The organism is Streptomyces sp. AC555_RSS877 (assembly GCF_019049245.1).
In the GTDB taxonomy this organism is placed as follows: domain Bacteria; phylum Actinomycetota; class Actinomycetes; order Streptomycetales; family Streptomycetaceae; genus Streptomyces.
The window spans coordinates 15,835-39,982 of the sequence record NZ_JAGMUK010000195.1 but is presented as its reverse complement, the minus strand read 5'-3'; the positions used below and the strand labels follow the sequence as shown (position 1 = coordinate 39,982).

The following is a 24,148-nucleotide window of genomic DNA, read 5'->3' as shown; positions in this document are numbered from 1 at the left end:
GTACTCGCGCTGGTCGGTGGCCGATGACCATGGTGTAGATCATCGGGCGAGTCCGGTTCCGCCTGAGTGCCGGTTCGGCTGCGCCCGTGACCGGCCTCCGCCTACGATCCGTCAGCAGGTCGGTACGCCACGAGCTGCGGGAGGCTGCGGGGGAGTAGGAGCAGCAGTGGATCACCGCTCGTCGGAGCGTACTGGACGCCCTCGCCGAGCAGTTGGCCAAGCAGCTTCAGGAGGTCCAGGTCGAGCGGGACGAACTGGCGATCGCGGAGCGGGTGTTGAACCGCCTGGCCGAGCAGGTCCAGGCCGACGCCGAGGCTGTCGCTCCGGTATCGGCGCAGGTGGCCGGGCGGACGGTCCTGCTCATCCCGCACCGCAGCGACGCGGCCGACGAGGGGGCGCTGCCCGGCGACTACCGCAGGATCCTGGCGATCGTGCGGGAGGCCGACGGCCCGGCGCAGGTCAGGGCGGTCGGCGAGTGGCTGGGCCTGAACACCTCGGTTCGCGGCAAGCACTCCCGCCAGCGGGCGAAGAAGGCATACACCTGCGGCCAGGGCGGGAACGGACGGCATCGCCCGCCATTTGATGCCGTTGTCGACGAGATAGCGCACCGCGTCGATCAGCTGCCGGTGGCAGTGGACCTCCGGCCGCCCGCCCCGGCCCGCCAGCCATCCCGCACCGGCAGCAGATCCCGCACCGACGCCCACTTCCGACACGCGTGGTGAGGGCGATGATCAGTGGCAGGGTGGCGGATCGCAGGGCGAGGCGGCCCGACCCCTCCTGCGGATGTTCCCGCTCCTCCTCGTGCGCGTCGGCACCGTCCTGACCCTCCCCCTTCGGTGATGTGGCGCCGACTCCAGGGAAAGACGCCCCGTCGGGTCCGACCTAGTATTCCTGCCCGCGTCGGCGATCCGCCGTGAATGTCACGGGTCGGTACGAACGGACGTGTGTCACACATGGATTCGTCGCGGGACGGGAAACTCCGGCACGTGACCTGGTCCGCCGGGTCCCTGCCGTCGTCCTTGTCGCCGCCTCCGTCGGCGTCTGCGTCCGAGAGGAAGACCGCCGTGAGTCAAGTGGACCTGGCCCTTGCCGTGTTGGCGGCCTTCGGCGTGGTGTACGCCGTGCTCGGCGTGCTGTGGTGGATCCGGGATCGGGCCGACCGGGCCGTCGTCGCGCGGGTGGACGGGGCGCACGTCGACCCTTACCACGCGGTTGCCACGGTCGACGGTTACCAGGGCGCGGACCGGGCCGCCGCCGCCGAACTGCTGCTGGCCGATCTGATCCGGATCGAGGAGGACGGACAGGTGGCCGTCACCGACCAAGGCGCGGACACCGCCCGGACGCCGGAGCATCCGGTCCCGGCCGCCGTGCTGGCCACGCTGCGCGGGCACGCCGGGCCGTGGCCGCTGAACTGGCTGTATGTGGACGCCGAGCACTGCCGGCGGCGCGATCCCTTCCTGCGGGCCGAGGACGCCAGGTGGCCGCGCTGGTCCGGGCACGCCGAGGACCGCCTCCAGATCGCCGCGATTCTGGTCGCCGCGCTGCTCGCAGGGTGGCTGGCCGCCCAACTGATGTACGCGACCGGGGCGTTCTCCGCGAATGCCGCCGAGATCCTGGTGGGTGTGATCGCGGGCCTGCTGACGTGGGGGGTGTTCGCGCTGGTTCTGCACGTGGTGGTGATGATCGTCTGGCCGGAGCGACGGGACCGGTTCGCGGAGTACTGCCGAGGCCTTCTGCCGCACCCGGCCGAGGCGGCCCTCGACGCGGCGCGGCGCGAGCGGCTCGGCCGGGCCATGGCCTACCGCCGTCCGTCGGAGCCGGACAGGTGGCCGCTGGACACCCCGGGCGCGTTCTGACGCGGATGCTGACCAGCCGTGCGCGATCTGCGCGAAGCCGACCGCCTCCACATAGCCGACCGGTCCGGGGTGGCGAAGGCGGGTGATCCGCTGCTGGTGCAGCCGGTTATCTTCTCTCGGCTGTGGTGCGGTGAGCCGGCCGCTGACCTGGCACCGGGAGGACGGCCGCAGGCCGCATCGGGCCCAGGATGTAAACCCGTGGGCTGATGCCCGCGCGAGTATCAATCGGTGGGCCGATGCCACACAGGAAGGGCACTGACAGCGTTCCCCTGTGCCCACGGACTGGCCGTCCCGGCACGATTCGTGACCACGGGAGGAACCATGACCACCACGCCGTTCATCAGCCGGAAGGGCATGACGCGCCGCCGCATGCTGGGAGCCGCGTTGGCCGCCGGGACCGCGGTGCCACTTGCCGCCATGGCCAGCCCCGCGTGGGCGGACCCGAGCTCGCCCGTCCCCGCCCCGACGCGGCTCACGCTGCCCGTGCCCACCGGGCCGCACCCGGTGGGCACGGTGCAACTGCACCTCGTCGACCGGTCACGCCCGGACGACATCGCGGGCCCCGGACACTTCCGCGAGCTCATGGCTACCATCTGGTATCCCGCCCGGGACGTCGAGCGGTACCCGGTAGCGCCCTGGATGCCGGCCGGCGCCCTACAGGCGTTCCTCGCTGACGCGGGGTTCAGCGCTCTGGAGCCCCTGGCGCCGCTCACCGTCGGCCACGTGGGTGCTCCGGTGCGGCGGTCGGGCCGACGGCTGCCCGTCGTCGTGTTCTCGCACGGTGCGCACAGCCACCAGGGCGACCACACCATCATGGTCCAAGAGCTCGCCAGCCACGGGTACGCGGCTGTGACGGTGGCTCACCAGTACGACACGTACACCGAGTTCCCCGACGGCCGGGTCGCCGTCCCGCTCTACGACCGGAAGGCGCCGACGCTGCCTGGGGACTTCGCCGTGGACCTGCGCTTCGTTCTTGACGGCGTCGAGCAGCTCGCCGCCGGATGCAATCCGGACGCCGACCAGCGGGAGCTGCCGGCCGGGCTGCTCGGCTCCCTCGACCCGCGGCGCATGGGGGCCTTCGGCTGGTCGAAGGGTGGGACGGCCACCGCCTGCGCCATGCTCGCGGACGAGCGCATCCGGGCCGGGCTGAGCCTCGACGGCCCGATGCAGATGAATCCGCCGCTGGCCGGCGACCTGGACCGGCCGTTCATGATGATGTCGGCCGTGTTCACCCGGGCCACGGGTCCCGAGGCCGCCGCTTTCTGGTCGCACCTGCGGGGCTGGCGGCTGAACATCCAGGCCGAGGGCGCCGTCCACGTCTCGTACGGCGACAATGAGGCGCTGTTCCCACAGGTGGCGAAGCTGTTTGAATGGAGCGGGCAGCAGCTCCAGGACGTGATCGGCACCCTCGACCCTGACCAGGCGGTCAAGATCCAGCAGGTGTACCCGCTCGCGTTCTTCCACGAGCACCTGCGCCACCGTCGGGGGCACCTGCTCGACGGGCCGTCCCCAGCCTTCCCGGCAGTGACGTTCCTCCCATGAGGACCCGGGACCACAGCGCCGCGGTCCGCGGCAGGCGCATGAGGGAGCAGGACGACTGGGCCGAGTTCTACCCGAACCGCTCCGGGTTCAGCGCGCCGTGGGACGGCCTGTACATCCCTGTGCACCGGGATTCGGTGACCGGCATCGTCCTGGCGGAGTTCCGGGCAGCTGCCCCGCGCAGCCGATAGCCGTGGCGGTGCCGCAGGAGGTGTGGAGTGCTGCGACCCCGTGGCTTCAGGGTCTGGCTTTGAAGCGGCTGAACAGGTCCGGGATGAACTGGAGGAGAAGCTTCTTGGCGTCCTCGGGTCGGTTCAGACGTCGTGGCCGAAGTGGGCCGCTTCATCGACGACGAGTCATGGGGCCGCGACCGTCACCGCGACCGCGGCGACGCCCACCGCTGACACCACACCCACCGGGAGTAGTCGGCTGACCATCCCCCCGCCTCACGTGAAAAGGCGGCGCGCCCGGCCCACAACGGCCCGGCGCGCCGCCGGCGTGAGGCATGACGCTCCACGGGGCCGAATGGGCCGGCGCCCTGCGGTCAACTCGACCACGTCCCAGCCATGGTGCAAGGCGAGGTTTCCGCCTTCCGGAACGACGGCAGCTCCTTGACGCCGACGTCCGTGCGGGATGACGCCACGGCCGGAGCCGTCCCGGGCGGCGTCCACACCGGCGTTGACCATCCGTTCGGGCCGTACCAGCGTGACCGTTCAAGCTTTCCCCGCAGCTGCCCCGCCCGGCCGGTGCGGGAGGCGATGGTGGTACCGGAGGTGACGGAGCCGACGCCGAATCCCGCGGGTCTCAAACCATGGTGGAGAATCGCTGCCATGAGTGAGAACGTCTACTTCCAAGTTTCCGCGAACGGCGAGGACCTCGGCCGCATCGTCTTCCGGCTGTTCGACGACGTCGTGCCGCAGACCGCCCGCAACTTCCGTGAGCTGGCCACCGGCCAGAACGGGTTCGGCTACAAGGGTGCGCCCTTCCACCGGGTCATCACCGATTTCATGCTGCAGGGCGGCGACTTCACCAACGGCAACGGCACGGGCGGTAAGAGCATCTACGGTGAGAAGTTCGCCGACGAGAACTTCCAGCTCAAGCACGACCGGCCGTTCCTGCTGAGCATGGCCAACGCGGGGCCGGACTCCAACGGCTCGCAGTTCTTCATCACCACCGTGGTGACCCCGTGGCTCGACGGCAAGCACGTCGTCTTCGGCGAGGTCGTCGAGGGCGCGGACATCGTCAAGACGATCGAGGCGCTCGGCAGCTCCTCAGGTGCCACCGCAAAGAAGGTCGTCATTGAGGAGAGCGGCGTCGTCCCCACCGTCTGATCATCGTTCGTTTGGGGCGCCTGTCCAGCGCCCCAAACGGGTGTCCACGTGCGCGTGTACCACGGCGCCCGGTCGGGGGTAACGGTCCCGCAGATCAAGAGGTCCGGATCGCTCAAGGGGATGTCCGCACCGGCGGCCAGGCCCAGATCGGACGCCTGCTCGTGCGGCGCAGCGATGTGCCGCTGATGGATGCCGAGGCATTCTTCGATCCACACGGCCGTGGTGTCGAGTTGTTCCTCCAGTGCCGCGTTGTCCGGGGTTGCCTTCGGAAGGCAGCCGCCGATACTGCGGATACCGACGCTGGTGGCGAAGTAGGAGGCCATGATCTGTTCCTCGTATCGGGGTGGCGGGTGCAGGTGCACGGCACCGTCCACCCGCAGGACGGCGCCGTTGATCATCAGGTTTTCCAGCACGTGGACCACCAGGGCGGCGAACTCGTCGGGGTTCCCCAACCGGTGCGGGGACACAGTGGTGTTCCGCAGGTCTTCCAGGACGGCCGCGGGCAGAACGTGGGCCTGACCGGTCTCGAACATGCCGGGTGCCAGCGTCACGCACCGGTGAGCGGCCCTGGAACCTGTGAGGGTTCAAGCTCCAGGGCCTGCTTAGTTGTGCCCCATGCGTACTCCTGCAGGCTGAGACTGCCTGCGTTCACCCGTCGACGGCAGCAGGCTCGCCGGCTTGGCTCTCCGAGTGGCGCGGCGCTTCGGCGGCGGAGATGACCTTTGCGGCGAGCGTCAAGGAGGGCGCCATGGGAAGGGGCGACGTGGGAAGGGGCGACGTGGGAAGGGGCGACGTGGGCTGAAAGGGTGATGATGGGGGCTGTGCTGTGTCGGACGAGCCTCATCGTGCGTTGATCCTGGTGTGAATCCTCGCGTGGACGACGCCGTGCCGTACGCGGCACCGGTCGGGCTTACTGGATCCCGGCCCGGGCGGGATGACCTGAGCATCGGCGTCCAGCGTGACGGCGGGTGGGGCCGGGCCGTGATGGTCATCTGCTCAGCGGTGCTGGTCGCGGCAGGCCAACCGGTCGGCCGCAACAAGCTTCGGCGGTACGCCGCCGCTCGGGTGGCCGAGCCAGTCGGCCGCGAAAGTGCCGTCCTGCGGCGTACTCGGGATGAGCAACTGGTGCCCGCCGGACAGCACCTTTAGCGGCTCGGCGGTCCGCATGAAGTCCCAGCCACCCGCCAGCCTCCCGCTGCTCGGACGGGACCGCAGGTCAAGCTCCCCCCGCCATGCTGTCCGCTGCCCCGTCGGCTCAGACGGCCGGCAGCGCGTACAGCCGCTCGGCGTGCATCACGGCCAGCCGCTTGCCCGCCGCGACCACATACCACTTCTGGCTGTCACCGGTGTCGTCGTTGTACGTCCAGTGCAGCTTCCCGGTCGCCGTGTCGAAGGCGTGCACGCCGCCCTTCTTGTCGTGCTCGGTCGCGCCGTACAACGTGCCGCCCACCTTGGCGAACTGCCACGCCTCCGCAGCCGAGCCCACCAGATCCTTGTTGTGCCAAATCTGCTTGCCGGTACCGGGGTCCACCGCCCACATGCAGTACGCGCCGTCGGAGGCGTAGAGCACCCCGTCCAGGACCTGCGGATCGTTGAACCAGGTGAACTTCTCATTCGCCAGCGACCAGCGCTCCGTGCCTGCGGCCAGCGCGAACGCCCGCAGCCGCTCCCCGTCCGGCACGATCACCAGGTCTTCGTGCACGGCGAAGCGGTAGTAGTTGGACCTGCCGATCTTCTTCGTCCAGAGCTGCCGGCCCGTCGCCGTGTCGCGTACGGTCACGTTCTTCCGGTAATCGGTGTACACGAGACGTCCGCCGACGACCGCGGCGGTGATGCCGAACTCCTCGGTCCCCTTGTCACGCTGTTCACGCCAGGAGATCTTGCCGGAGGTGGTGTCGATCGCGGCGATCACGTTGGTCGGCGACGAGAGGTCCTCCTCCAGAATCCCGGCGAGGACGTAGACGTGTCGGTCGTCGGCCGCGATGGGGCGCGGCTGCTCGTACTCCTCGCCCAGGCGGCTGCGCCAGGTCTCCTTGCCCGTGGCCGGATCGAGGCCCACGACGTCGCCGTCGTACTCGGCGCTGGCGAGATAGAGCGTCCCGCCGCCGATGATCAGCTTGGCGCCGGGAATGGTGACGCCAGTCCGTGACCACTTCTCCTTGCCGCTGACAACGTCACGCCCCACCAGGGGGTCACCCGACACCACGACCGTTTCCCCGATGACCGCGAGCGCGTGGATCCCGGCCAGGTTGTCGTTGCCTGTCTCCTGCTGCCACAGCGGCTTGGGCGCGGTACCCGGGGGCGGCGTTGTGAACGTGCCACCACCCTTGTCGGTGTCACCGCCCTGGCCTCCACCGGCAGTTGCGCCGCCACCCGACGCGCCCGTTTCCTCCGCGGGGCTGCACCCCCATGCCCCTGCCCCCAGTACGGCCAGCCCGATCCCCGTCCCGGCCAGCCTGAGCGCCTGCCTGCGTGACACCGCGTGCTCGTCACGTCTGCCCATATCTGTTCCCCGTTTCCCCGTTTTCGCCCGACTGTTGCCGACGCCCCTCGGACGTCTCGAGCCCGGTCAGGCTAGCCGTCGGATTTCGACCAGTCGTCGGGCGGTACCCAACCGGGACACGTCCGTGAAGCTCTTACGGGTTCTTGGGGGGCTTGGGGGGGGGCGGCCAGGCTCAGCCAGCCGTGGGCGGTGGTGGCGGCGCGGTGTGCGGCGATGAGGGCGTTTATGCCGGTGGAGTCGGTGAAGGTGACGCCGCTGAGGTCGACAACGGTCTGCGGCGGACGGGCACCGTGGGGTGGGAGCAGCGCATGGCGCAGGTGGCCGCGGCTGCTGTAGTCGATCTGCTCGCTCAGGGAGACGACCTTGATGCCGTCGCGCAGCTCGCTGACGCTTACCCGCATTGCGCGTATCTGCGCATAAACGCACGCATTCCTGCGAGCAGCTTCGACAAGATCAACTTGATTGATCTCTTTTACAGCAGGAAGGCCTACGCATCGAGTGACGTGATCGCGGCTCGCTTGGTGGCGAAATCGGCTGCCGGGCGGGCGAGTTCGCGGTTCCCGCCGAGGTGCTCCACGTCCGCGCGGCAATCACTCATCCGTCTCGGGGGGGGGATCGTACGTGCGTGTCCAGTCCTCGGCGATGACCCAGCGGGGCTGCTGGGCGGGGTTACCGATGAGGACGCCGGTGTGGGGGTGGGAGTGGGTGGCGAGCGCAAGGAGGAAGTCGGTGGCGGTGCCGTCGTAGGGGCGCCATCCGGGTGAGGGCTCGTGGCGTAGCCAGGTCACCACGGGCCATCGGTCGGGGTCGGGGTCTTCGGTGTTCCAGAACAGGTGGTCGCCGTCGTAGGTGCGTCCCCATACCAGCAGGCCGCCGGGGTGGGGGAAGAGAGGATAGGGGTGGTTGCAGGGGTCGCCATCGCGCATCGCGGCAAAGGCCGTGCCGATGTCCTGCTCGGCGAAGGCCGTATAGCCGCGGAATCCGCCCGGCAAGCCGGGCTGGTAGGGACGTTCGGTGGGGGCAAAGACGATGAGGTGGTCGTTGATCTCACCCGCCCCGTATCTGTCGACGAAGGCCCTGTAGTCGGCCGGGAACTGGAAGCCGATCTGTGCGCGGGCGTCTTGCCAGGGCGGTGCGATGGGCGGGCTGGACGGAGGCGGCATCAAGGCCGTGAGCCGGTCGAGCGCGGCGAATACGCTGGCAGTCCTTCCTGGTGGTCAGTTGGCGAGCACGAAGCTGTGGCCGCCTGAGTACTTCATCCCCACAGGGACTCCGTTCTCCTGGACCATCAAGATCCAAGTCTCTCCGGTGTCCAAAACCCGGGGTCAAGGCCCATCGAGGAACTTGCCCGTGCTGCGACTCCCGGCCCCTGGCACATGCGCCAACTGGACGACGACTTCGCCATGAGCCTCGTCGCCATCAGCACTGTCCCCGACACCGGGGCCGGCGAACGCTGGCCAGACTTCGACCACCGCCAAATCGTGGCCGCCACCCCTGGTTCGCAGCCCACGATACCTCGACATCGCGGACGAACGCTGGGACGAGAACGCCAACTTCATCGCCAACGCCCGCCAGGACGTTCCCCGCCTGATCGCCGAGATCCGACGTCTCCACCGTCTCCTCGAAGCCAAGGATCAGAAGCCCGAGGAAGGCTGAACGGCACCACGGATCCACAGGAATTGACAATTCCTCCGACCAGCCGCCGCGCGCCCTCGGAAAGGGAGCACATCCTGTCTGAGTAGCCGGGGAACCACGGGGCTTCGCAGCTGCGTTGTATGCCTCGCAGCATCACTGCGACATTAGATGAAATGGCGGGCTGCCAGCCGATCGGCCCGGGTATGCCGCTGAGGCAGGGGGAAATCAACATGACGCAGGCATGGAAGAGCACGGTCATCGTGCTGGCGGCGGCGGGAGTGGTGTCCACACCGCTGATCTGGCTGCTGGACAGCCCCGACGCGGGACAGTTGGCCGGAGCCTCCATCCAGGCTGCCGTCGGCATCGTGGCCCTGGTCTGGGCCCTGCTCCAGCACCCGGGAAACCATACGAGCGACACAGCGAATCGGACCGGAGAAGCCCACACGAGCGACGAGGGTACAGGCGTCACGGGCATCAAGCGCCCCAAGGGCCGAGGCAGCGGAACAGCGAAGGCGAACGACACAGGGAAGGCCACCGCCACCGGCGACAGCACCGCCGTCACCGGAATCGACTACACCTGACGGCCCGACCAGAGCCCAGGGGATAGGGAACGGTCACGTGGCCCAAGAAGACAAGCGCCCACAGGGCCCCAACGATGCCGTCGGCATAGAGATCACAGTGACCGACACCGGGAACGCCACAGCCGCATCTGGGGGCATGGCAGTGACTGGCTACTGCGGCCCGGCACCAGGAACCGACGACGCTCCCGACGCCCCAGTACGCCTATCCAGGACAGGGGACGCGACCGCCACCGAGGGCGGACTCGCCATCAGCGGCTACGTCGGCACGCTGACCATCCAGCAGCGCCCGCCCCAGGAACCGGTCCCCTGGCCGCACCAGGTCGGACTCATCCCGCCAGCGGCGCGGGCCTACCAGCACCGTGCCGAAGCGGACCGGCTGCGCACGACGTTCGACGGCGCCAGCACCGCCGTGCCGCCCCAGATGCTGACCGGCATGGGCGGGGTCGGCAAGACGCAGATGGCTGCCTCCTACGCCCGCACCGCCTGGAACGACGTCGGCACAGCCGGCGGCCTGGATGTCCTGGTGTGGATCACCGCGAGCGCCCGCTCCCTCATCGTGACTGGGTACGCCCAGGCTGGCGTTGAGCTGTGCCGGGCCGATCCCAACGATGCGGAAAAGGCAGCCCGGTCCTTCCTGGCCTGGCTCACCTCCAAGGCCGCAGCGAAGCCATGCCGGTGGCTGATCGTCTTGGACGACGTCACTGACCCCGCCGACCTGAAAGGCCTGTGGCCGCCGGTCAGCCCCCACGGCCGCACTCTGGTCACCACCCGCCGCCGGGATGCCGCCCTCGCTGCCCACGGCCGCCCCACCATCGCGGTCGGCCTGTTCACCGAAGACGAAGCCCTCACTTACCTCACCAGCTCCCTGACCGGCCGCAACGAATCCGGCGATCAGCTGGCTGCCCTGGCAGGAGACCTCGGATATCTGCCCCTAGCCCTCGCCCAGGCCGCCGCATACCTCATCGACACCGGTGAGACCGTCGCCGACTACCGCCACCTGCTGGCCGACCGCACCACCACCCTCCCCGACACCGCCCCCGATGCCCTGCCCGACGACCAGGTTTCCCCGCTGGCCGCAGCCTGGTCCCTGTCTATCGACCGCGCCGACGCCCTGCGCCCTGCCGGCCTGGCCCGCCCGATGCTTCAGCTGACCTCCCTGCTCGCTGCCAACGGCATTCCCAAGGACGTCCTGACCAGCCAGCCCGTCCTGGCCCACCTCAACGAACACCGCACCCCCACCGGCCCAGACCGCGCCGAGAAACCGGGCCCAGTCTCCCCCCGGGATGCGGAGCACGCCTTGAGCGCCCTGCACCGGCTCAGCCTCATCGAGTACACCCCCACCACCACGCGACAGACCGTCCGCGTCCACCAGCTCATCCAGCGCGCCACCCGCGACACCCTCACCCACAGGCAGCACGACCAGACCGCCCACACCGCCGCCGACGCCCTGCTCGCCACCTGGCCCGACACCGAACGCGACACCGCCCTCGCTCAGACCCTGCGCGCCAACACCACCGCCCTCGTCGCCCACGCCGAAGACGCCCTACACCGCCCCGCCGCACATGCGGTGCTGTACCGCGTGGGCACCAGCCTCGGCGAGGCCGGAAAGGTCGCCGCCGCCCGAGATCACTACCGGCACCTCACCGACACGACCACGTCTCACCTTGGCCCCGACCACACCGACACCCTCACCACCCGGGGCAACCTCGCACTGTGGCGGGGGGAGGCAGGGGATGCGGCCGGAGCCGCGGACGAGTTCGCCCAGCTACTGGAGCACGTGGTGCGAGTGCTGGGTGAGGACCACGCCGTCACCCTCACCACCCGTCACAACCTCGCACGATGGCGAGGCGAGGCAGGGGACGCCGCAACTGCCGCAGCCAACCTCGCCGAACTGCTGCCCGACCAGTTACGCATCCTCGGCGCAGACCACACCGACACCCTCACCACCCGTCACAACCTCGCACGATGGCGAGGCCGGGCGGGGGACGCCGCAACTGCCGCAGCCAACCTCGCCGAACTGCTGCCCGACCAGTTACGCATCCTCGGCGCAGACCACACCGACACCCTCACCACCCGGGGTTACCTCGCGTTCTGGAGGGGCCGGGCGGGAGACGTCGCTAGCGCCGCAGCCGGTCTCGCCGAACTGCTGCCCGACCAGGTGCGGGTGCTGGGCGAAGACAACCCCAACACGCTCATCACCCGAGGCAACCTTGCCCAGTGGCGAGGGGAGGCGGGGGACAGTGCCACTGCCACAGCCGACTTGGCCGAGCTACTGGAGCACAAGAAACGGGTGCTGGGTCCCGATCATCCCCACACTCTCGCCACCCGGCAGATGCTCGCCTTCTGGCGGCGCCGGGCGGGAGAGGGCGGTAGCGCATCCGATAGCGACTGGTCGTGAGACATGGAGATCGCCGCGCAAGTTCTGACAGAGTGCGGGCCTCGCTACAGCGCGAAGAGCGGAACGTCGGTAAGGGAGAGGTCGGTGCGGATGCGCGCCAGTCGGACGGCGTGACGCCACCGGCCGGAGGCGTCGCGGGCGACGTCGACGCCGACCTCTGCCACTAGGTGACGCGTGACGCGTACGCGTGCCGGGGCCGTGCGCCGTAAGACCCAGGCACAGAGTGGAGCTACAGGACCTTGCGCGCTGGCCCGCCCGAGCCGTTGAGGAGCCCGTTGATGAGCTGCTCGGTCTCCGTCTCCAGCGAGCAGTCCATCGCCCGGTTGACCTGCTGGACGCGGGTAATGGCGGTGTGCAGTCCCTGCCGATTCCCGGCCGCATACGGCCGCTACCTGCACGCGACCTACCTGCGGCCGCTGCCCTGGGCGGACCGCGGGCACTTCAACGACCTGGGTGTCCTCACCGGGATCTACCTGATCACCGACATCGCCGGACGGCTGCGCTGGCTCGGTCAGGCAAGCCGCCTCAACGGTCTGACCGGGCGTCTCGACGGGCACGACCGTGATCCGGCCAAAAGGGCCGTCTTCGCCTGCGTGCGGGTCCTGCACTTGGACGACCTGACGCCCACCGAGGCCCTGGACGCCGTCGAGGGGCGGTGCGCGGACCTGCTCGGCGTCCGGCAGAGCATGAAGCCGCGCCGCTGGCCCCCGGCGACGAACTGGCTGTCCCTGGTCGCCTAACGCGATGGTGGCCGGCACCCACGTAGGTGCCGGTCACCACCCAGTGGTGACCCCGATCCGCCGTCAGCCTTCGGGCAGGTGGTCGACGGCGATGGTGGCGAAGTCCTCGGGAGTGAGTATGTGGATGCCGACTCAAGGATGACTGACGGGGAACTCGGTTCACGTACTGCGGAGCCGGGTAACCGTGACGACCGCGTGCCGGGTCGTGCCCGCCACGACCTCCACCACCACGTCGCCGACGGCGGGCGTATAGGAGTCGCCGGCCTCCTTTAACGCCCGCCCCGGCCGGGGGACCAGGCGCGGGCCGGCGACAGTTGCGAGCGCCGTGGTCAGCCGCTGGGACAGCGCCCCCCGTCCGTCGGGCAGCCGTTCAACGGGTCCGGCACCTGCATCAAGGTGCCGGACAACATCATGAGCGGCATGAACTCGATCACCGTCTCGATGGACTTGCAGTTCGATGCCGCCCACACGCTGGCGGCGAGAACAGCCCAGGACGAATCGGAACTGAACTGGCCAGTTCCATTGACGTGCTCCCGGCTGAAACCTATCTTTCGATCGTAGTTCGCAGTTCGGAGTACCGCACGTTGTTCGAAATATCGGACTGCGGCCATCGAAGGGGGCAGCACGTGTTCCGCACCCGCCACTGGTCCACCGTTCCACGCTCTGGCGAAGCCTCCGGCAGGAGACCGGTGACATCTAACGGCTGTCGGCCCGCTCTTCACATCCCAGACCCTCGCTACCTGAGGCGCCGGTGCCCGGGTCCTGACTCCGGTAACAAGGCCGCCTTCGACGTGTTCGCCCCGGCCGACGGCTGCTACACCGTGCACGCCGACTACGCCTCCACCGCGAGCAGCACGCTCAGCCTGGACGGCGACACCGCCGTGACGCTGGCCTCCACCAGCGGCAGCCTGACGGACAAGACCCTGAAGCTGTACCTGTCGGCGGGCAACAACCGCATCACCGCCGCCGCCCGTCCAGCGGCAGCCTCACTCTGCGCGACCTGCGTGTCACCAGCGGCGTCGACACCATGGGCGCCACGACCTACCAGGCCGAGGCCGCCACCCGCGCCGGAGCCGCGGCTGTCGCCAACAACACCTGGTCCTCCGGCGGCAAGTGCGTCGGCAGCATCGGCAACGGCTCGGGCAACACCCTCACCTTCCAGGTGAACGCCCCTGCGGCCGGGCGCTACGTGATGAACGTGCGCGACGCCAACAACCAGGTCTCCGGGTCCGGCAACTACAACCTTCAGCAACTCCTCCGCCTTCGCGCCCGACATCGACAAGGTGACCGTCGCGCCGCTCAACGGCTGACTCACCGCCGGCCGGGGTCTGGCACAGACCCCGGCCGGCTTCCCAGGTCTCACTTTTTCGCCTTGTCCATCCACTCGAACGACGTACGAAATACCGAACAGAAGGGCGACAAATAGTGAACGCCGAACACGCGGAACAGCCGCAGTCCGACACCTACGTCATCGGAGTCGACTACGGGACGCTGTCCGGACGGGCCGTCGTGGTTCGCGTGTCCGACGGCACCGAACTCGCCTCCGCCGACCACCCCTACACCCACGCCGTCCTCGACCGGGAGCTGCCCGACGGGACCCCGCTGCCGCCCGACTGGGCCCTGCAGGTGCCCTCGGACTACATCGACGTCCTGCGTATCGCCGTACCGGAGGCGCTGGCCCGGGCCGGTGTGCGGCCGGAGCAGGTCATCGGGATCGGTACGGACTTCACCGCCTGCACGATGCTGCCGGTGCTCACCGACGGCACCCCGCTGTGCGAACTGCCGCACCTCACCGGCCGGCCGCACGCCTACGTCAAGCTGTGGCGCCACCACGCGGCGCAGGCCCAGGCCGACCGGATCACCGACCTGGCCGCAGAGCGCAAGGAGCCGTGGCTGAAGCGGTACGGCGGGAAGATCTCCTCGGAGTGGGAGTTCGCCAAGGCACTGCAACTGCTGGAGGAGGACCCGGAGCTCTACGAGCTGACCGACCGCTGGATCGAGGCCGCCGACTGGATCGTGTGGCGGCTGTCCGGCACCTACGTCCGCAACGCCTGCACCGCCGGTTACAAGGGCCAGTACCAGGACGGCACCTACCCTTCCCCCGAGTACCTCGCCGCGCTCAATCCCGGCTTCGCCGACTTCGTGACCACCAAGCTGGACCACCCCATCGGTCAACTGGGCGACCTGGCAGGCACGTTGACGGCCGAGGCCGCCGCGTGGACGGGTCTTCCCGAAGGCATCGCGGTCTGCGTCGGCAACGTCGACGCCCATGTGACGGCGCCCGCCGCCACGGCCGTGGAACCGGGCCGGATGGTGGCCATCATGGGTACCTCGACCTGCCACGTCATGAGCTCCGACCAGTGGGCCGAGGTCCCGGGCATGTGCGGCGTCGTCGACGGCGGCGTCCTGCCCGGCCTGTGGGGCTACGAGGCCGGGCAGAGCGGCGTCGGCGACATCTTCGGCTGGTTCATCCGCACCGGCTTCCCCGAGTCGTACGCCAAGGAGGCCGCCGCACTCGGACGGAACGCACACGAACACCTGACGGCACTCGCGGCCGAACAGGAGATCGGCCAGCACGGACTGATCGCTCTGGACTGGCAGAGCGGCAACCGCAGCGTCCTGGTCGACCACGACCTCAGCGGAGTCCTGGTGGGCCTGACCCTGTCCACCCTCCCGGAGGACGTCTACCGGGCGCTGCTGGAAGCCACCGCCTTCGGCACCCGCACCATCATCGAGACATTCGAGACCGCGGGCGTGCCGGTCCACGAACTGATCATCGCGGGCGGCCTGACGAAGAACGCGCTGCTCATGCAGATCTACGCCGACGTCACCCGCCGACCCCTCGGCGTGATCGACTCCGCCCAGGGACCCGCTCTCGGCTCGGCGATGCACGCGGCGGTCGCGGCGGGGGCGTACCCGGACATCCGGGCCGCCGCCCGGGCCATGGGCAAGGCGCGTGCGGGCGTCTACCAGCCCGACCCGGAGCGGGCCGCGGCCTACGACCGGCTGTTCGCCGAATACCAGCTCCTGCACGACTACTTCGGGCGCGGCGCCAACGAGGTTATGCACCGACTGCGCCGGATCCGCGCCGAGGCGTCCGCCTGAGCGACTCCCTGTGCCCGACGGCCCCCGCCTCATAGGTGGTCGTCACCCTGAAAGGAAAACCCTCATGAACACCAGCACCACCCCCTACCTCGAGCACGAGATCTGGTTCCTCACCGGAAGCCAGGGCCTGTACGGCGACGACGTCCTGCGTCAGGTGGCCGACCAGTCCCGGAGCATCTCCGAGACCCTCGGCCGCCCCGGCAAGCTGCCGGTCAGGATCGTGTGGAAGCCGGTCCTCACCAACGCCGAGTCGATCCGGCGGATCTGCCAGGAGGCGAGCGCCTCCGACACCTGCGTGGGCGTGATCGCGTGGATGCACACCTTCTCACCCGCCAAGATGTGGATCGGCGGACTCAGCGTCCTGGACCGGCCGCTGCTGCACCTGCACACCCAGTACAACCTGTCGCTGCCCTGGCCGAGCATCGACATGGACTTCATGAACCTCAACCAGGCCGCCCACGGCGACCGCGAGTTCGGCCACATCGAGTCTCGTGTGGGCATCGACCGCAAGATCGTCGCCGGGCACGCCACCGACCCGCGAGTCATCCGACGCGTCTCGGCCTGGGCCCGCGCCGCCGTCGGCCGCCACACCTCGCGCAGCCTGCGCCTCGCCCGCTTCGGCGACAACATGCGCGACGTCGCCGTCACCGAAGGCGACAAGGTGGAGGCCCAGCTGCGGTTCGGCTTCTCCGTGAACACCTACGCCGTCAACGATCTCGTCGCCGTCGTGGACGCGGTCGAGGACAAGGTGGCGGCCGAACTCGCGGAGGAGTACGTCGAGTCGTACGACGTCGTCGCGGCGCTGCGCCCCGGCGGCATCCGCCACGACTCCCTCCTCTACGCGGCCCGTATCGAGGTCGGCCTGCGGACCTTCCTCACCGAGGGCGGCTTCACCGCCTTCACCACCAACTTCGAGGACCTCGGCGGCCTGCGCCAACTGCCCGGCCTCGCAGTCCAGCGGCTGATGGCCGACGGCTACGGCTTCGGCGGCGAGGGCGACTGGAAGACCTCCGCCCTGCTGCGCACGATGAAGGTCATGGGCGCCGGGCTGCCCGGCGGCACCTCCTTCATGGAGGACTACACCTACCACCTCGGCCCCGGCACCCCACGCGTCCTCGGCGCCCACATGCTGGAGGTCTGCCCCTCCATCGCATCCGCCCGCCCCCGCTGCGAGATCCATCCCCTCTCCATCGGCGGCCGCGAGGACCCCGTCCGTCTGGTCTTCGACGCGGCGCCCGGAAAAGCGGTCGTCGTCGGCCTCTCCGACCTCGGCGACCGGTTCCGGCTGACCGCCAACGCCGTGGATGTCATCAGCCCCAGCGAGCCGCTGCACCGCCTGCCGGTGGCCCGCGCCGTGTGGAAGCCCCGCCCCTCTCTCGCGGAGTCCGCCGAGAGCTGGCTTCTCGCCGGCGCCCCGCACCACACCGTGCTCAGCTCGGCCGTCGACATCGAGACACTCACCGACTACGCCGCCATGACCGGCGTCGAGCTGCTCACCATCGACGAGACCACCAGCATCGAGCAGTTTGCCAAGGAAGTCCGCTGGAACGCCGCCTACCACCGCCTCGCCCAAGCTCTGTGACAGCGGTGCAGCCCAAGAACCGGATCCGTATCCAAGGAGACGACGACCGATGACCGTACGAGTCCGCGACGGCCTGCGCCAAGAGGTGCTGAACGCGAACCTGGCCATCCCTCAGGTCGGCCTGGCGACGCTGACCTGGGGCAATGTGAGCGGCGTCGACCGTGAGGCAGGCGTCTTCGTCATCAAGCCCTCCGGCGTGCCCTACGAGGATCTCGCCCTCGACCACCTGGTGACCGTCCGCCTCTCCGACGGCGAGGTGGTCGACGGAGACCTGCGCCCCTCCACCGACACCGAGACCCACCGCTGCCTCTACCTGGCTTTCCCCTCGATCGGCGGCGTCACCCACACCCACTCCACCCACGCCGTCGCCTTCGCCCAGGCCCGCCTGGAGATACCGGTGCTGGGGACCACCCACGCCGATACCTTCAACGGCCCCATCCCCTGCACCCCCGACCTCACCGCCGAGCAGTGCGCGAAGGACTACGAGTACAACACCGGCCGCGTGATCGTGGACATGCTTAAGGAGGACGACCAGAAGGCCGTGGAGGTACCTGCGGCCATGGTCGCGGGCCACGGCCCGTTCACCTGGGGCGCCACCGCCCGCAAGTCCCTCGAACACGCCATCATCTGCGAGGCCGTCGCCGACATCGCCCTTCACACCCTGGCCCTGTCTCCGACCGCCCCGCCGCCCCCGCACCTCCTCAACCGCCACTACACCCGCAAACACGGCCCCGACGCCTACTACGGCAACCCCACTCCCGCACCGGCCGGATGAGCGCAGCGGCCGTCCCCGCACGCCGGCGAACGTCGTCCGTCCTCGCCGATCGCCCGGCAGGCCCTGTACGTCCCCATCCCGGGTCGTACAGGGCGTGAGGGACTGTAAAACGTTCGGCTCTGGCCCGTAGTCGGTGGTGACGCCGGATAGCCATTCGCGGCCATGATCTTGCGATGGATGTCACTCCCTTATCAGCACGGTGCTTTCCGGGCTGTCGGTGCTCGTCGTCGAGGACGTGGAGGGCTGTGGTGACGCAGTGGTGGTCACGGCCCGCACGCGAGATGTGGCGGTGCCGTGTCCGGTGTGCCGGACGCCGACGGCGAAGGTGCACGGGTATCACCGCCGGACGGTGACGGACATGCCGGTCGACGGCCGCCCGGTCGTCGTCCACCTGCGGGCACGGCGGCTGGTCTGTCCGGTCCTGGGCTGCCGGAGCCAGACCTTCCGCGAGCAGATTCCCGGACTGCTGGAACGCCATCAGCGCCGCACGGTGCGGCTTGCCTGGCAAATATCCCAGGTGGCGCGGGAGTTATGCGGTCGGGCGGCCGCACGCCTCGCCGGCCTGCTGGCCGTGCCCGTCTCCCGCAGCACCGCGCTACGCCATCTGCGACCCCTGCCGCTGCCACAGCAGGCGGTCCCGCGGGTGATCGGCGATGGTGAAGCCGCATCGGTCCGGGTCGGTGCCCGGCCGGGACTCTGCCGCCTCGACCATCACGGTTCGCAGGGCCTGGTAGAGGCTGAGCAGGGCCCACATCTCCTGCTCGACACCGACCGGGTCGCCCGACCGCAGCACCCGGCCCCGCATAATGGTGTGCCGCAGCGCGAAGTAGGCAGATTCGTGCTCCCACCGCTGGTGGTAGAGGCCGACGAGAGCGTCGGCCGGGTAGCGGCGGGCGTCGGTGAGAGTCGTCACCAGGCGGTAGGAGCCGGTGAAGGTACTGCCGTCGTCGCAGGTCACGGCGATCTGTGCTTCTACGACCCGGACCGGGAGGGTGCCGAGGACGGACAGGTAGGAGCCGTCCGCGAGCCTGACAAGAATCGGGGTGCGGCGGTTGGCCCGGAGCCGGCCCAGGAACTGGGCACCGGTGTCGGCCACGGCGGCGAGGAAGGCGTTGGCGTCGAAGCCCTTGTCCCACAGGACCAGCATGTTCGGGCTCAGGTGGTGCAGCAGCCGGCGGGCATAGGCGGTCTCCCCGTCGCTGGTGGCTCCGAATACCGCGCCGATCAGGGCCCGAGTCCCGGTCTCCACCAAAGTCATCAGCTCCAGCATCGGATAGCCACCACGGCTCTGCGGACCGAAGTGGTCCACGTTCCGGACGCTGTCGGGCAGCTTGATCGAGCTGTAGCCGTCGAAGGAGACCGTTCGGAAGGACCCGAACCTCACGCCGGGCGTGGAGGGCTGGGCGAGCGGGCCGGCGAGGACTTCGAACAAGCGGTGGACGGGCGCCGGACCGACTCGTCGGCGCAGGTCGCGGAGGGCCTTCGCGGTCGGCCACGCGGTCTCCAGTCCGGCGCCCGCCAGTGCGGTGGTCAGCTTCTGCCACACCAACCGGTAGCCGACCTCCGGGAACAGGCACATCGCGAGCAAGAAGTAGACCCCGACCCGTGTGGGCAGGTCCCGTAGCCGGCGCTGCACACACCGGGTCTCCTCCAGGACGGCGTCGACGAGGTCGAAGGGTACGAACTGGGTCAACTCACCCAGGTGACCAGGCCCGTACTGCCCCGCGGCCACCGTGAGTTCTTGAGAGAAGGTCGTCAGACCGGGTGGCAGGGCACACAGAGATGCAGGCAACGGGGCTCCTCGGCGATCAGCGGTCTTTGGCGGACCATCTGATCAACGTCGATTCCGTTGCCCGCGTTGCGATCGACGCCGAACCCCCTTGCCACCAGCAGGAATCCGTTAACTACCCGGCCTTGGATCAAGCCCCCCTTGACTTCTACCTGCTGTTCCCGCGGTCGCCTTGAGGGCTTGGTGTCGGCGTACGACCAATGTGCACAGCCCGATACAGGCTTACATGCTCAGCCCGGTGAGGTCAGAAAATGCAACGGAGGTGTGCACCGTTGGATCGGCCCGGATGAGAAGCCTCTGGTTCAGGAGTGTGGCTGTGTCACTTTCCGTGGATGCCATTTCGAGGTGAGTTCGGGAGTCACTCGAGGGGCACGCGCATGATCAATGTCGATGTGAATTGATGTCACCGCGCCGTTGTGTTCCCTCGTCAGCTCCTGACGCCGTCGAGGATCATGCGGTGTTCGAGTGACGTGCCCAAGGTCGGCGGTCGAGTTCGGTCAGAAGCCGAAGGAGTTGTGCGGTTCGGGGTCGGTCCAGAACATCCGGGCAAGATGCCCGATCGCGCCGTCGGCGTGCGCAGTGATGTGGCCCGCATGCGCCAGGTTCTGCGCCGACATGCCACCGAAGTAGAGCGAGCTGAGCGCTGAGAGCGTGATGGTCAGGTCCGCCGTGCCGTCGGTCGGAACGCACGTCGCTACGGCGTCGTCTGCCTTCATATGCCATGTCCCGTTGTTCGCCGGCCACATCTGGTCGTCGTCGATAGTGAAATTCAGGCTGCCGGGTGCGAGGTATGAGCGTTGTGTCAGGGCACGGGGGACGTCGAGAAGGCGTGCCCAGAGGTTGTCCGTCTGCCGGGTGATGCGCATCGCTCGCGGGTTCGTGAGCATCCATCGCAGGGGTTCGTCGCGCGGACGGCCAGGCGCCACGACGGTCTTGGTGAGGTCGAAGTCGATCAGCAGTCCCCACAACGCGCGGTAGGCCACAGAGTTCGTCGCCTCCAGGGCTTCCACCACGAGCGTTCCCGCACGGTCAGCGGTCGGGGACCACGGCAGTCGGAAGTTGGCTATGCCGTCCACGTCGCCGTGCTTGTCGCGGTGGGCGAGGAAGCGAAGCGGTCCGTTTGTGCCGTCTGCTTCGTCGGACAGCCCGTCCCAGCGCCCGGGGAGAGGGCTGAGCTCTCCGACGCGGTGTGCCCGCACCTCTGCATGCACCCGGGGCCAGGCCGTTTTCGCCTGCGCAGCATCGACCAGCTCCAGCGACCCGGGATCCGGCTCTGCCGGAAGGAGGGCCGCTTCGTGACGCGCCAGCTCCCACCGGGTGCGGTAGGTCGCAGGCGAAAACCCGAACCGCCCGTAGATGCTGCCCTCGCTCGCGCTGAGCATCGCCAACGGCTCGCCTCGCTCCCAGGCGGCCTCGAACATGGCCTGCACCATCTGCCGCAGGTAACCGCGCCGACGATGCGTCGCGATCACCCCGGTAGCCGTGACACCAGCCATCCTCGCCGTTCGCCCGCCGGGGACCGTCACCTCGAAGGAGATGGTCGCCGACGCGCCGACACACTCGCCGTCGACGAACGTTGCGATCGGGTGGAAGGACTCGTTTTCGATGTCGGCTGCCGCTAACTTCTCGAGCTGCTCAGCGCTCGCAGGCGTGCGCTGTGGAGGCCACGGCTCGGGGCCACCGTGCCACGCGGCGTCCGCAGGCTCCCAGCTCGGCAACCCGTTCGCACATGGCAATGCCCGGTAGTACGCAGCCATCTCATCCCGGCGCGGCGGGCGGACCTCAGTCACCATGCCCGACATTGCATCCACCACCCCCGCAGGCGAGCAACCAAATATCTCCTCATGGCCCGTGCATCAGAGGGTGTCAGTCGGCCGCGGCGCGTTCGGCCTGGGCCTTGGTGTGGGCGAGGCGGTAGGAGTCCGTGCCTGTCTGGATGATCGCCCCGTTGAAGGTCAGCCGGTCGACGATCGCCGCGCACAGCCGTGGGTCGGTGAAGGTCTTCGTCCACCCCGAGAACGACTCGTTGGACGCGATCGCGACGCTGTTCTTCTCCTCCCGCTCGGGCACTGTCAACTTGTGGGGATGAAAGGGTCGTTGGGGCAGGCTGGGGTGATCGTGTCGCCGGTACTGCACGCTTCAGGCATCCGCGGGGGCGCAGCCGGTGACGATGCGCCAGGTGGTGAAGCGGTGGTGCATTTCGGTGCGGCAGTCGTGGGCGGTGAAACGGTGGCGGCGTGTCGGAAGTGGGGTGAGATGCCGCTGAACGCGGCGAGGAATCTCTGCGCTCCGCCGACGCTGCGGAAGCCTTTCATGGCCCGTTCGCGCTGCCGGGTCGGTTGGTGGGAGTTCTCGGCGCGGTTGTTCAGGTACTTCGACTGCCGGTGCTCGACGCAGGGCATGACCTCGCGGTGGGCGGCGCCGTAGGAGCGGAGCTTATCGGTGACGACCACCCGCGGCACGGACCCGGTCTCCATGAGGAGCCGGCGGAAGAATCGCCTGGCCGCGGCCTTGTCCCGCCGGTTCTGCACCAGAATGTCCAGGACGTTGCCGTCCTGGTCGACGGCCCGCCACAGGTACTGCAACCGCCCGTTGATCTTGATGCAGACCTCGTCCAGGTGCCACTTGTCACCGGGCCGGGGACGCCTGCGGCGCAGCGCGTTGGCGTAGGCCTGCCCGAACTTCAGACACCAGCGGCGGATGCTCTCGTAGGACACGATCACGCCGCGCTCCAGCATCAGCTCCTCGACCTCACGGAGGCTGAGCGGGAACCGGAAGTACAGCCACACAGTGCGAGATGATCTCCACCGGGTACCGGTGCCCCTAGTACGACGGAGGCGCGGACGACACGGGCGATCCCCTCCCGACACGATCAACCACAAGATCATCCCACCCCGCTCAGCCAACGTGACAATGCTCCGCCAGCGGATGTCCGCCATCGAGGAGCAACTGCGTCAGGTACGCGAGGAGTTCCAGCAAGCCGAGAACGAACAGCAGGAAGCCGAGGAAGACAGCCGGTCCGCCGCCGACGTTATCTAGGGGTCTACATCAAGCATTAGGCATGTGCGGCAAGTGCCCTGCCCAGGAACATGCCTGACAGGTATCCGAGGGTCGTGAGGCACGTTGGTGGCGTGCGGCATATTCAGCCCTTCGACTCCAATCGGTTCCCGATGAAGTCGCGGACATTCAACGTACCTGCGGCAGCGGCGCCCGGTCAGCGCCCCTGTTGTGCTCGACTCACGCGGCCGGACTGGGGCAATGTCCGAGCTCGTTGATAGCGTGCCGCGTCCGGTCGAGAAGATCACGAGAGGATCACGAGAGGATGGCATCCGTGCAGGACGTGACGCGCCACAAGGTCAGCGCACAGCACATAGCCCAGGCACTCGACGACATCAGCTGGCGGACCAGGCGGCGGTGGCACTGGATGCGCTACGACGACCCGTCCCCCGAGAAGTTGCAGGAGATGCGTGACGAGCTCCTCGATTACGTCGCCGCGCGCACCATGGCGGGCCCCGCGCTTGAGGAGTCATCGCGTGCGGCACTGCGGACCGCGGCGGAGTGCTCCCTGGGGGTTCTGAGCGTGGGCTGCTTCCCGAACGGCGACCAGGAGATTCTCTTCCCGCTCATCGATGAGCACCTCAGCAGCGAGAGCATCGCATTCGAAGACGTCGTCGAGCAGGCGCCCACTGCGCAGACGTGGCTCGACGCGTTCGCCCTGTGCCTAGTCAGCGGCCTGTTGTGGGACAGGCAGCGGGTGATCGGTCTGCTGCTGCGAAGCGACTATGCGCCCACGATCCGGGACGGGGTGCCGTACTCGAAGCTGACTTCGACGTCGGATCCGGCGGATCTTGCCGCGATGAACGCCCTGTGCCTCTACCTGACCGAAGCGAGCGGACACCTGCCCCACGACTGGCCCACCGTGACCCTGCGCAAGCCAGACACCGACGAGCGCGCAGAGGCTGCCCGGCAACTTGACGTAGCCGGGCCCCTGACAGCGGACCATTGCCTTCTTCGCGTACTCCTTGACGACGACCAGCACGCCTTTGAGCAGGCTCTCGTGGCCCGGCTCATCGAGCACCGGGCAAGCGTGGTATCCGATCCCGCCCCTAGGACTCTCCTGCCGGTCGACGCCCTCGCCCTGGCTGCCCTTGCGGTCCAAGTGCACGGGTGGGAGTTGAGCGTCCAGTCCGGCTATCTGCCGCACGGCATGCTGGGTTCTCCGGAGGCGCTGCGCCGAGCGGCAGGCGCCGACGTGAATGACCTGGGCTATTGGACCGCCAAGTAGCCAGTTCGGCCCCTATGTCAGCGGAGGCG

The 24,148-nt window shown here is 68.8% G+C and carries 21 protein-coding genes and 3 pseudogenes; 15 read left to right on the top strand and 9 right to left on the bottom strand.

What is annotated here, in order from left to right:
- Positions 1 to 212: 212 nt before the first annotated feature.
- The 5 genes from KUM49_RS50970 (at position 213) to KUM49_RS41920 (ending at position 4,726) form a co-directional block, all read left to right on the top strand.
- On the top strand, positions 213 to 722 hold the full coding sequence (locus KUM49_RS50970) for a hypothetical protein (RefSeq protein ID WP_217242242.1): 510 nt from the start codon (positions 213 to 215) through the stop codon (positions 720 to 722).
- A 342-nt stretch (positions 723 to 1,064) separates the two neighbouring features.
- Positions 1,065 to 1,856, top strand: a complete 792-nt coding sequence (locus tag KUM49_RS41935; protein WP_217242203.1) for a hypothetical protein — start codon at positions 1,065 to 1,067, stop codon at positions 1,854 to 1,856.
- Between the two features lie 321 nt (positions 1,857 to 2,177).
- The gene (locus KUM49_RS41930; RefSeq protein ID WP_217242202.1) at positions 2,178 to 3,398 is read left to right on the top strand and encodes an acetylhydrolase; all 1,221 of its coding nucleotides are present in this window, start codon (positions 2,178 to 2,180) and stop codon (positions 3,396 to 3,398) included.
- On the top strand, positions 3,395 to 3,586 hold the full coding sequence (locus KUM49_RS41925; protein WP_217242201.1) for a hypothetical protein: 192 nt from the start codon (positions 3,395 to 3,397) through the stop codon (positions 3,584 to 3,586). Before KUM49_RS41930 ends, KUM49_RS41925 begins: the two co-directional genes overlap by 4 nt.
- Positions 3,587 to 4,225: 639 nt before the next feature.
- On the top strand, positions 4,226 to 4,726 hold the full coding sequence (locus KUM49_RS41920) for a peptidylprolyl isomerase (protein WP_217242200.1): 501 nt from the start codon (positions 4,226 to 4,228) through the stop codon (positions 4,724 to 4,726).
- A 996-nt stretch (positions 4,727 to 5,722) separates the two neighbouring features.
- Here the strand turns inward: KUM49_RS41920 and KUM49_RS41915 are convergent.
- The 4 genes from KUM49_RS41915 to KUM49_RS41900 all read right to left on the bottom strand — a co-directional run bounded on the left by KUM49_RS41915 (position 5,723) and on the right by KUM49_RS41900 (position 8,392).
- Entirely contained in the window at positions 5,723 to 5,893 is a 171-nt protein-coding gene (locus KUM49_RS41915; RefSeq protein ID WP_217242199.1) for a hypothetical protein, read from the bottom strand.
- Positions 5,894 to 5,981: 88 nt separating this feature from the next.
- Entirely contained in the window at positions 5,982 to 7,229 is a 1,248-nt protein-coding gene (locus KUM49_RS41910; RefSeq protein ID WP_217242198.1) for a PQQ-binding-like beta-propeller repeat protein, read from the bottom strand.
- A gap of 71 nt (positions 7,230 to 7,300) precedes the next feature.
- Entirely contained in the window at positions 7,301 to 7,630 is a 330-nt protein-coding gene (locus tag KUM49_RS41905; RefSeq protein ID WP_217242197.1) for an STAS domain-containing protein, read from the bottom strand.
- A gap of 189 nt (positions 7,631 to 7,819) precedes the next feature.
- Positions 7,820 to 8,392 carry an SMI1/KNR4 family protein gene (locus KUM49_RS41900; RefSeq protein WP_217242196.1) on the bottom strand — a complete coding sequence of 191 codons (573 nt, stop codon included), beginning with the start codon at positions 8,390 to 8,392 and terminating at the stop codon, positions 7,820 to 7,822.
- A 702-nt stretch (positions 8,393 to 9,094) separates the two neighbouring features.
- On the opposite strand from KUM49_RS41900, the gene KUM49_RS41895 reads away from it, so the two are divergent.
- Together KUM49_RS41895 and KUM49_RS41890 are read left to right on the top strand one after the other, a co-directional pair.
- Positions 9,095 to 9,445, top strand: coding sequence for a hypothetical protein (locus KUM49_RS41895; RefSeq protein ID WP_217242195.1), 351 nt, complete (start codon positions 9,095 to 9,097; stop codon positions 9,443 to 9,445).
- A gap of 136 nt (positions 9,446 to 9,581) precedes the next feature.
- Entirely contained in the window at positions 9,582 to 11,843 is a 2,262-nt protein-coding gene (locus KUM49_RS41890) for a tetratricopeptide repeat protein (protein ID WP_217242194.1), read from the top strand.
- Between the two features lie 44 nt (positions 11,844 to 11,887).
- Here KUM49_RS41890 and KUM49_RS41885 read toward each other — a convergent pair whose 3' ends face one another.
- Positions 11,888 to 12,007 (bottom strand): ATP-dependent DNA ligase, encoded by a 120-nt coding sequence (locus tag KUM49_RS41885; protein WP_217242193.1) that lies wholly within the window; start codon positions 12,005 to 12,007, stop codon positions 11,888 to 11,890.
- Between the two features lie 114 nt (positions 12,008 to 12,121).
- Between KUM49_RS41885 and KUM49_RS41880 the strand changes: the two genes are divergently transcribed.
- The 7 genes and pseudogenes from KUM49_RS41880 to KUM49_RS50965 form a co-directional block, all read left to right on the top strand.
- Positions 12,122 to 12,583, top strand: a complete 462-nt coding sequence (locus KUM49_RS41880; protein WP_217242192.1) for a hypothetical protein — start codon at positions 12,122 to 12,124, stop codon at positions 12,581 to 12,583.
- A 420-nt stretch (positions 12,584 to 13,003) separates the two neighbouring features.
- Complete coding sequence (locus KUM49_RS41875) at positions 13,004 to 13,144, top strand: hypothetical protein (RefSeq protein WP_217242191.1); 141 nt, start codon at positions 13,004 to 13,006, stop codon at positions 13,142 to 13,144.
- 466 nt (positions 13,145 to 13,610) lie between these two features.
- Positions 13,611 to 14,009, top strand: a complete 399-nt coding sequence (locus tag KUM49_RS41870) for a hypothetical protein (protein ID WP_217242190.1) — start codon at positions 13,611 to 13,613, stop codon at positions 14,007 to 14,009.
- Positions 14,006 to 15,688: a ribulokinase gene (gene araB, locus KUM49_RS41865; protein WP_217242235.1), complete on the top strand. Its 1,683-nt coding sequence runs from the start codon at positions 14,006 to 14,008 to the stop codon at positions 15,686 to 15,688. The genes KUM49_RS41870 and araB overlap by 4 nt, the downstream gene beginning before the upstream one ends.
- Positions 15,689 to 15,752: 64 nt before the next feature.
- Positions 15,753 to 17,270: an L-arabinose isomerase gene (araA, locus tag KUM49_RS41860; protein ID WP_217242189.1), complete on the top strand. Its 1,518-nt coding sequence runs from the start codon at positions 15,753 to 15,755 to the stop codon at positions 17,268 to 17,270.
- 49 nt (positions 17,271 to 17,319) lie between these two features.
- Positions 17,320 to 18,045: an L-ribulose-5-phosphate 4-epimerase AraD gene (araD, locus tag KUM49_RS41855; RefSeq protein ID WP_037683737.1), complete on the top strand. Its 726-nt coding sequence runs from the start codon at positions 17,320 to 17,322 to the stop codon at positions 18,043 to 18,045.
- Positions 18,046 to 18,244: 199 nt separating this feature from the next.
- Positions 18,245 to 18,403, top strand: a pseudogene (locus tag KUM49_RS50965) (ISL3 family transposase); the annotation flags it as partial.
- Positions 18,404 to 18,640: 237 nt separating this feature from the next.
- Here the strand turns inward: KUM49_RS50965 and KUM49_RS41845 are convergent.
- The 4 genes and pseudogenes from KUM49_RS41845 to KUM49_RS41830 all read right to left on the bottom strand — a co-directional run bounded on the left by KUM49_RS41845 (position 18,641) and on the right by KUM49_RS41830 (position 22,642).
- Positions 18,641 to 19,777: an IS4 family transposase gene (locus KUM49_RS41845; RefSeq protein ID WP_308406994.1), complete on the bottom strand. Its 1,137-nt coding sequence runs from the start codon at positions 19,775 to 19,777 to the stop codon at positions 18,641 to 18,643.
- Between the two features lie 554 nt (positions 19,778 to 20,331).
- Entirely contained in the window at positions 20,332 to 21,627 is a 1,296-nt protein-coding gene (locus tag KUM49_RS41840; RefSeq protein WP_254402608.1) for a GNAT family N-acetyltransferase, read from the bottom strand.
- 73 nt (positions 21,628 to 21,700) lie between these two features.
- Positions 21,701 to 21,898 (bottom strand): annotated as a pseudogene (locus tag KUM49_RS41835) (ATP-binding protein); the annotation flags it as partial.
- 75 nt (positions 21,899 to 21,973) lie between these two features.
- Positions 21,974 to 22,642, bottom strand: a pseudogene (locus tag KUM49_RS41830) (IS6 family transposase).
- A 523-nt stretch (positions 22,643 to 23,165) separates the two neighbouring features.
- On the opposite strand from KUM49_RS41830, the gene KUM49_RS41825 reads away from it, so the two are divergent.
- Positions 23,166 to 24,119, top strand: a complete 954-nt coding sequence (locus KUM49_RS41825) for an immunity 49 family protein (protein ID WP_217242186.1) — start codon at positions 23,166 to 23,168, stop codon at positions 24,117 to 24,119.
- Positions 24,120 to 24,148 lie beyond the last annotated feature (29 nt).

Coding starts and splice junctions, on each gene's coding strand:
- KUM49_RS41900 (WP_217242196.1), bottom strand. CDS start 8,392: ATGCCGCCTCCGTCCAGCCCGCCCATCGCACCGCCCTGGCAAGACGCC.
- KUM49_RS41870 (WP_217242190.1), top strand. CDS start 13,611: ATGGGCGCCACGACCTACCAGGCCGAGGCCGCCACCCGCGCCGGAGCC.
- KUM49_RS41880 (WP_217242192.1), top strand. CDS start 12,122: ATGAGCTGCTCGGTCTCCGTCTCCAGCGAGCAGTCCATCGCCCGGTTG.
- araA (WP_217242189.1), top strand. CDS start 15,753: ATGAACACCAGCACCACCCCCTACCTCGAGCACGAGATCTGGTTCCTC.
- KUM49_RS41875 (WP_217242191.1), top strand. CDS start 13,004: ATGAACTCGATCACCGTCTCGATGGACTTGCAGTTCGATGCCGCCCAC.
- KUM49_RS41925 (WP_217242201.1), top strand. CDS start 3,395: ATGAGGACCCGGGACCACAGCGCCGCGGTCCGCGGCAGGCGCATGAGG.
- KUM49_RS41895 (WP_217242195.1), top strand. CDS start 9,095: ATGACGCAGGCATGGAAGAGCACGGTCATCGTGCTGGCGGCGGCGGGA.
- KUM49_RS41905 (WP_217242197.1), bottom strand. CDS start 7,630: ATGCGGGTAAGCGTCAGCGAGCTGCGCGACGGCATCAAGGTCGTCTCC.
- KUM49_RS41910 (WP_217242198.1), bottom strand. CDS start 7,229: ATGGGCAGACGTGACGAGCACGCGGTGTCACGCAGGCAGGCGCTCAGG.
- KUM49_RS41915 (WP_217242199.1), bottom strand. CDS start 5,893: ATGCGGACCGCCGAGCCGCTAAAGGTGCTGTCCGGCGGGCACCAGTTG.
- KUM49_RS41890 (WP_217242194.1), top strand. CDS start 9,582: ATGGCAGTGACTGGCTACTGCGGCCCGGCACCAGGAACCGACGACGCT.
- KUM49_RS41920 (WP_217242200.1), top strand. CDS start 4,226: ATGAGTGAGAACGTCTACTTCCAAGTTTCCGCGAACGGCGAGGACCTC.
- KUM49_RS41930 (WP_217242202.1), top strand. CDS start 2,178: ATGACCACCACGCCGTTCATCAGCCGGAAGGGCATGACGCGCCGCCGC.
- araD (WP_037683737.1), top strand. CDS start 17,320: ATGACCGTACGAGTCCGCGACGGCCTGCGCCAAGAGGTGCTGAACGCG.
- KUM49_RS41840 (WP_254402608.1), bottom strand. CDS start 21,627: ATGGTGACTGAGGTCCGCCCGCCGCGCCGGGATGAGATGGCTGCGTAC.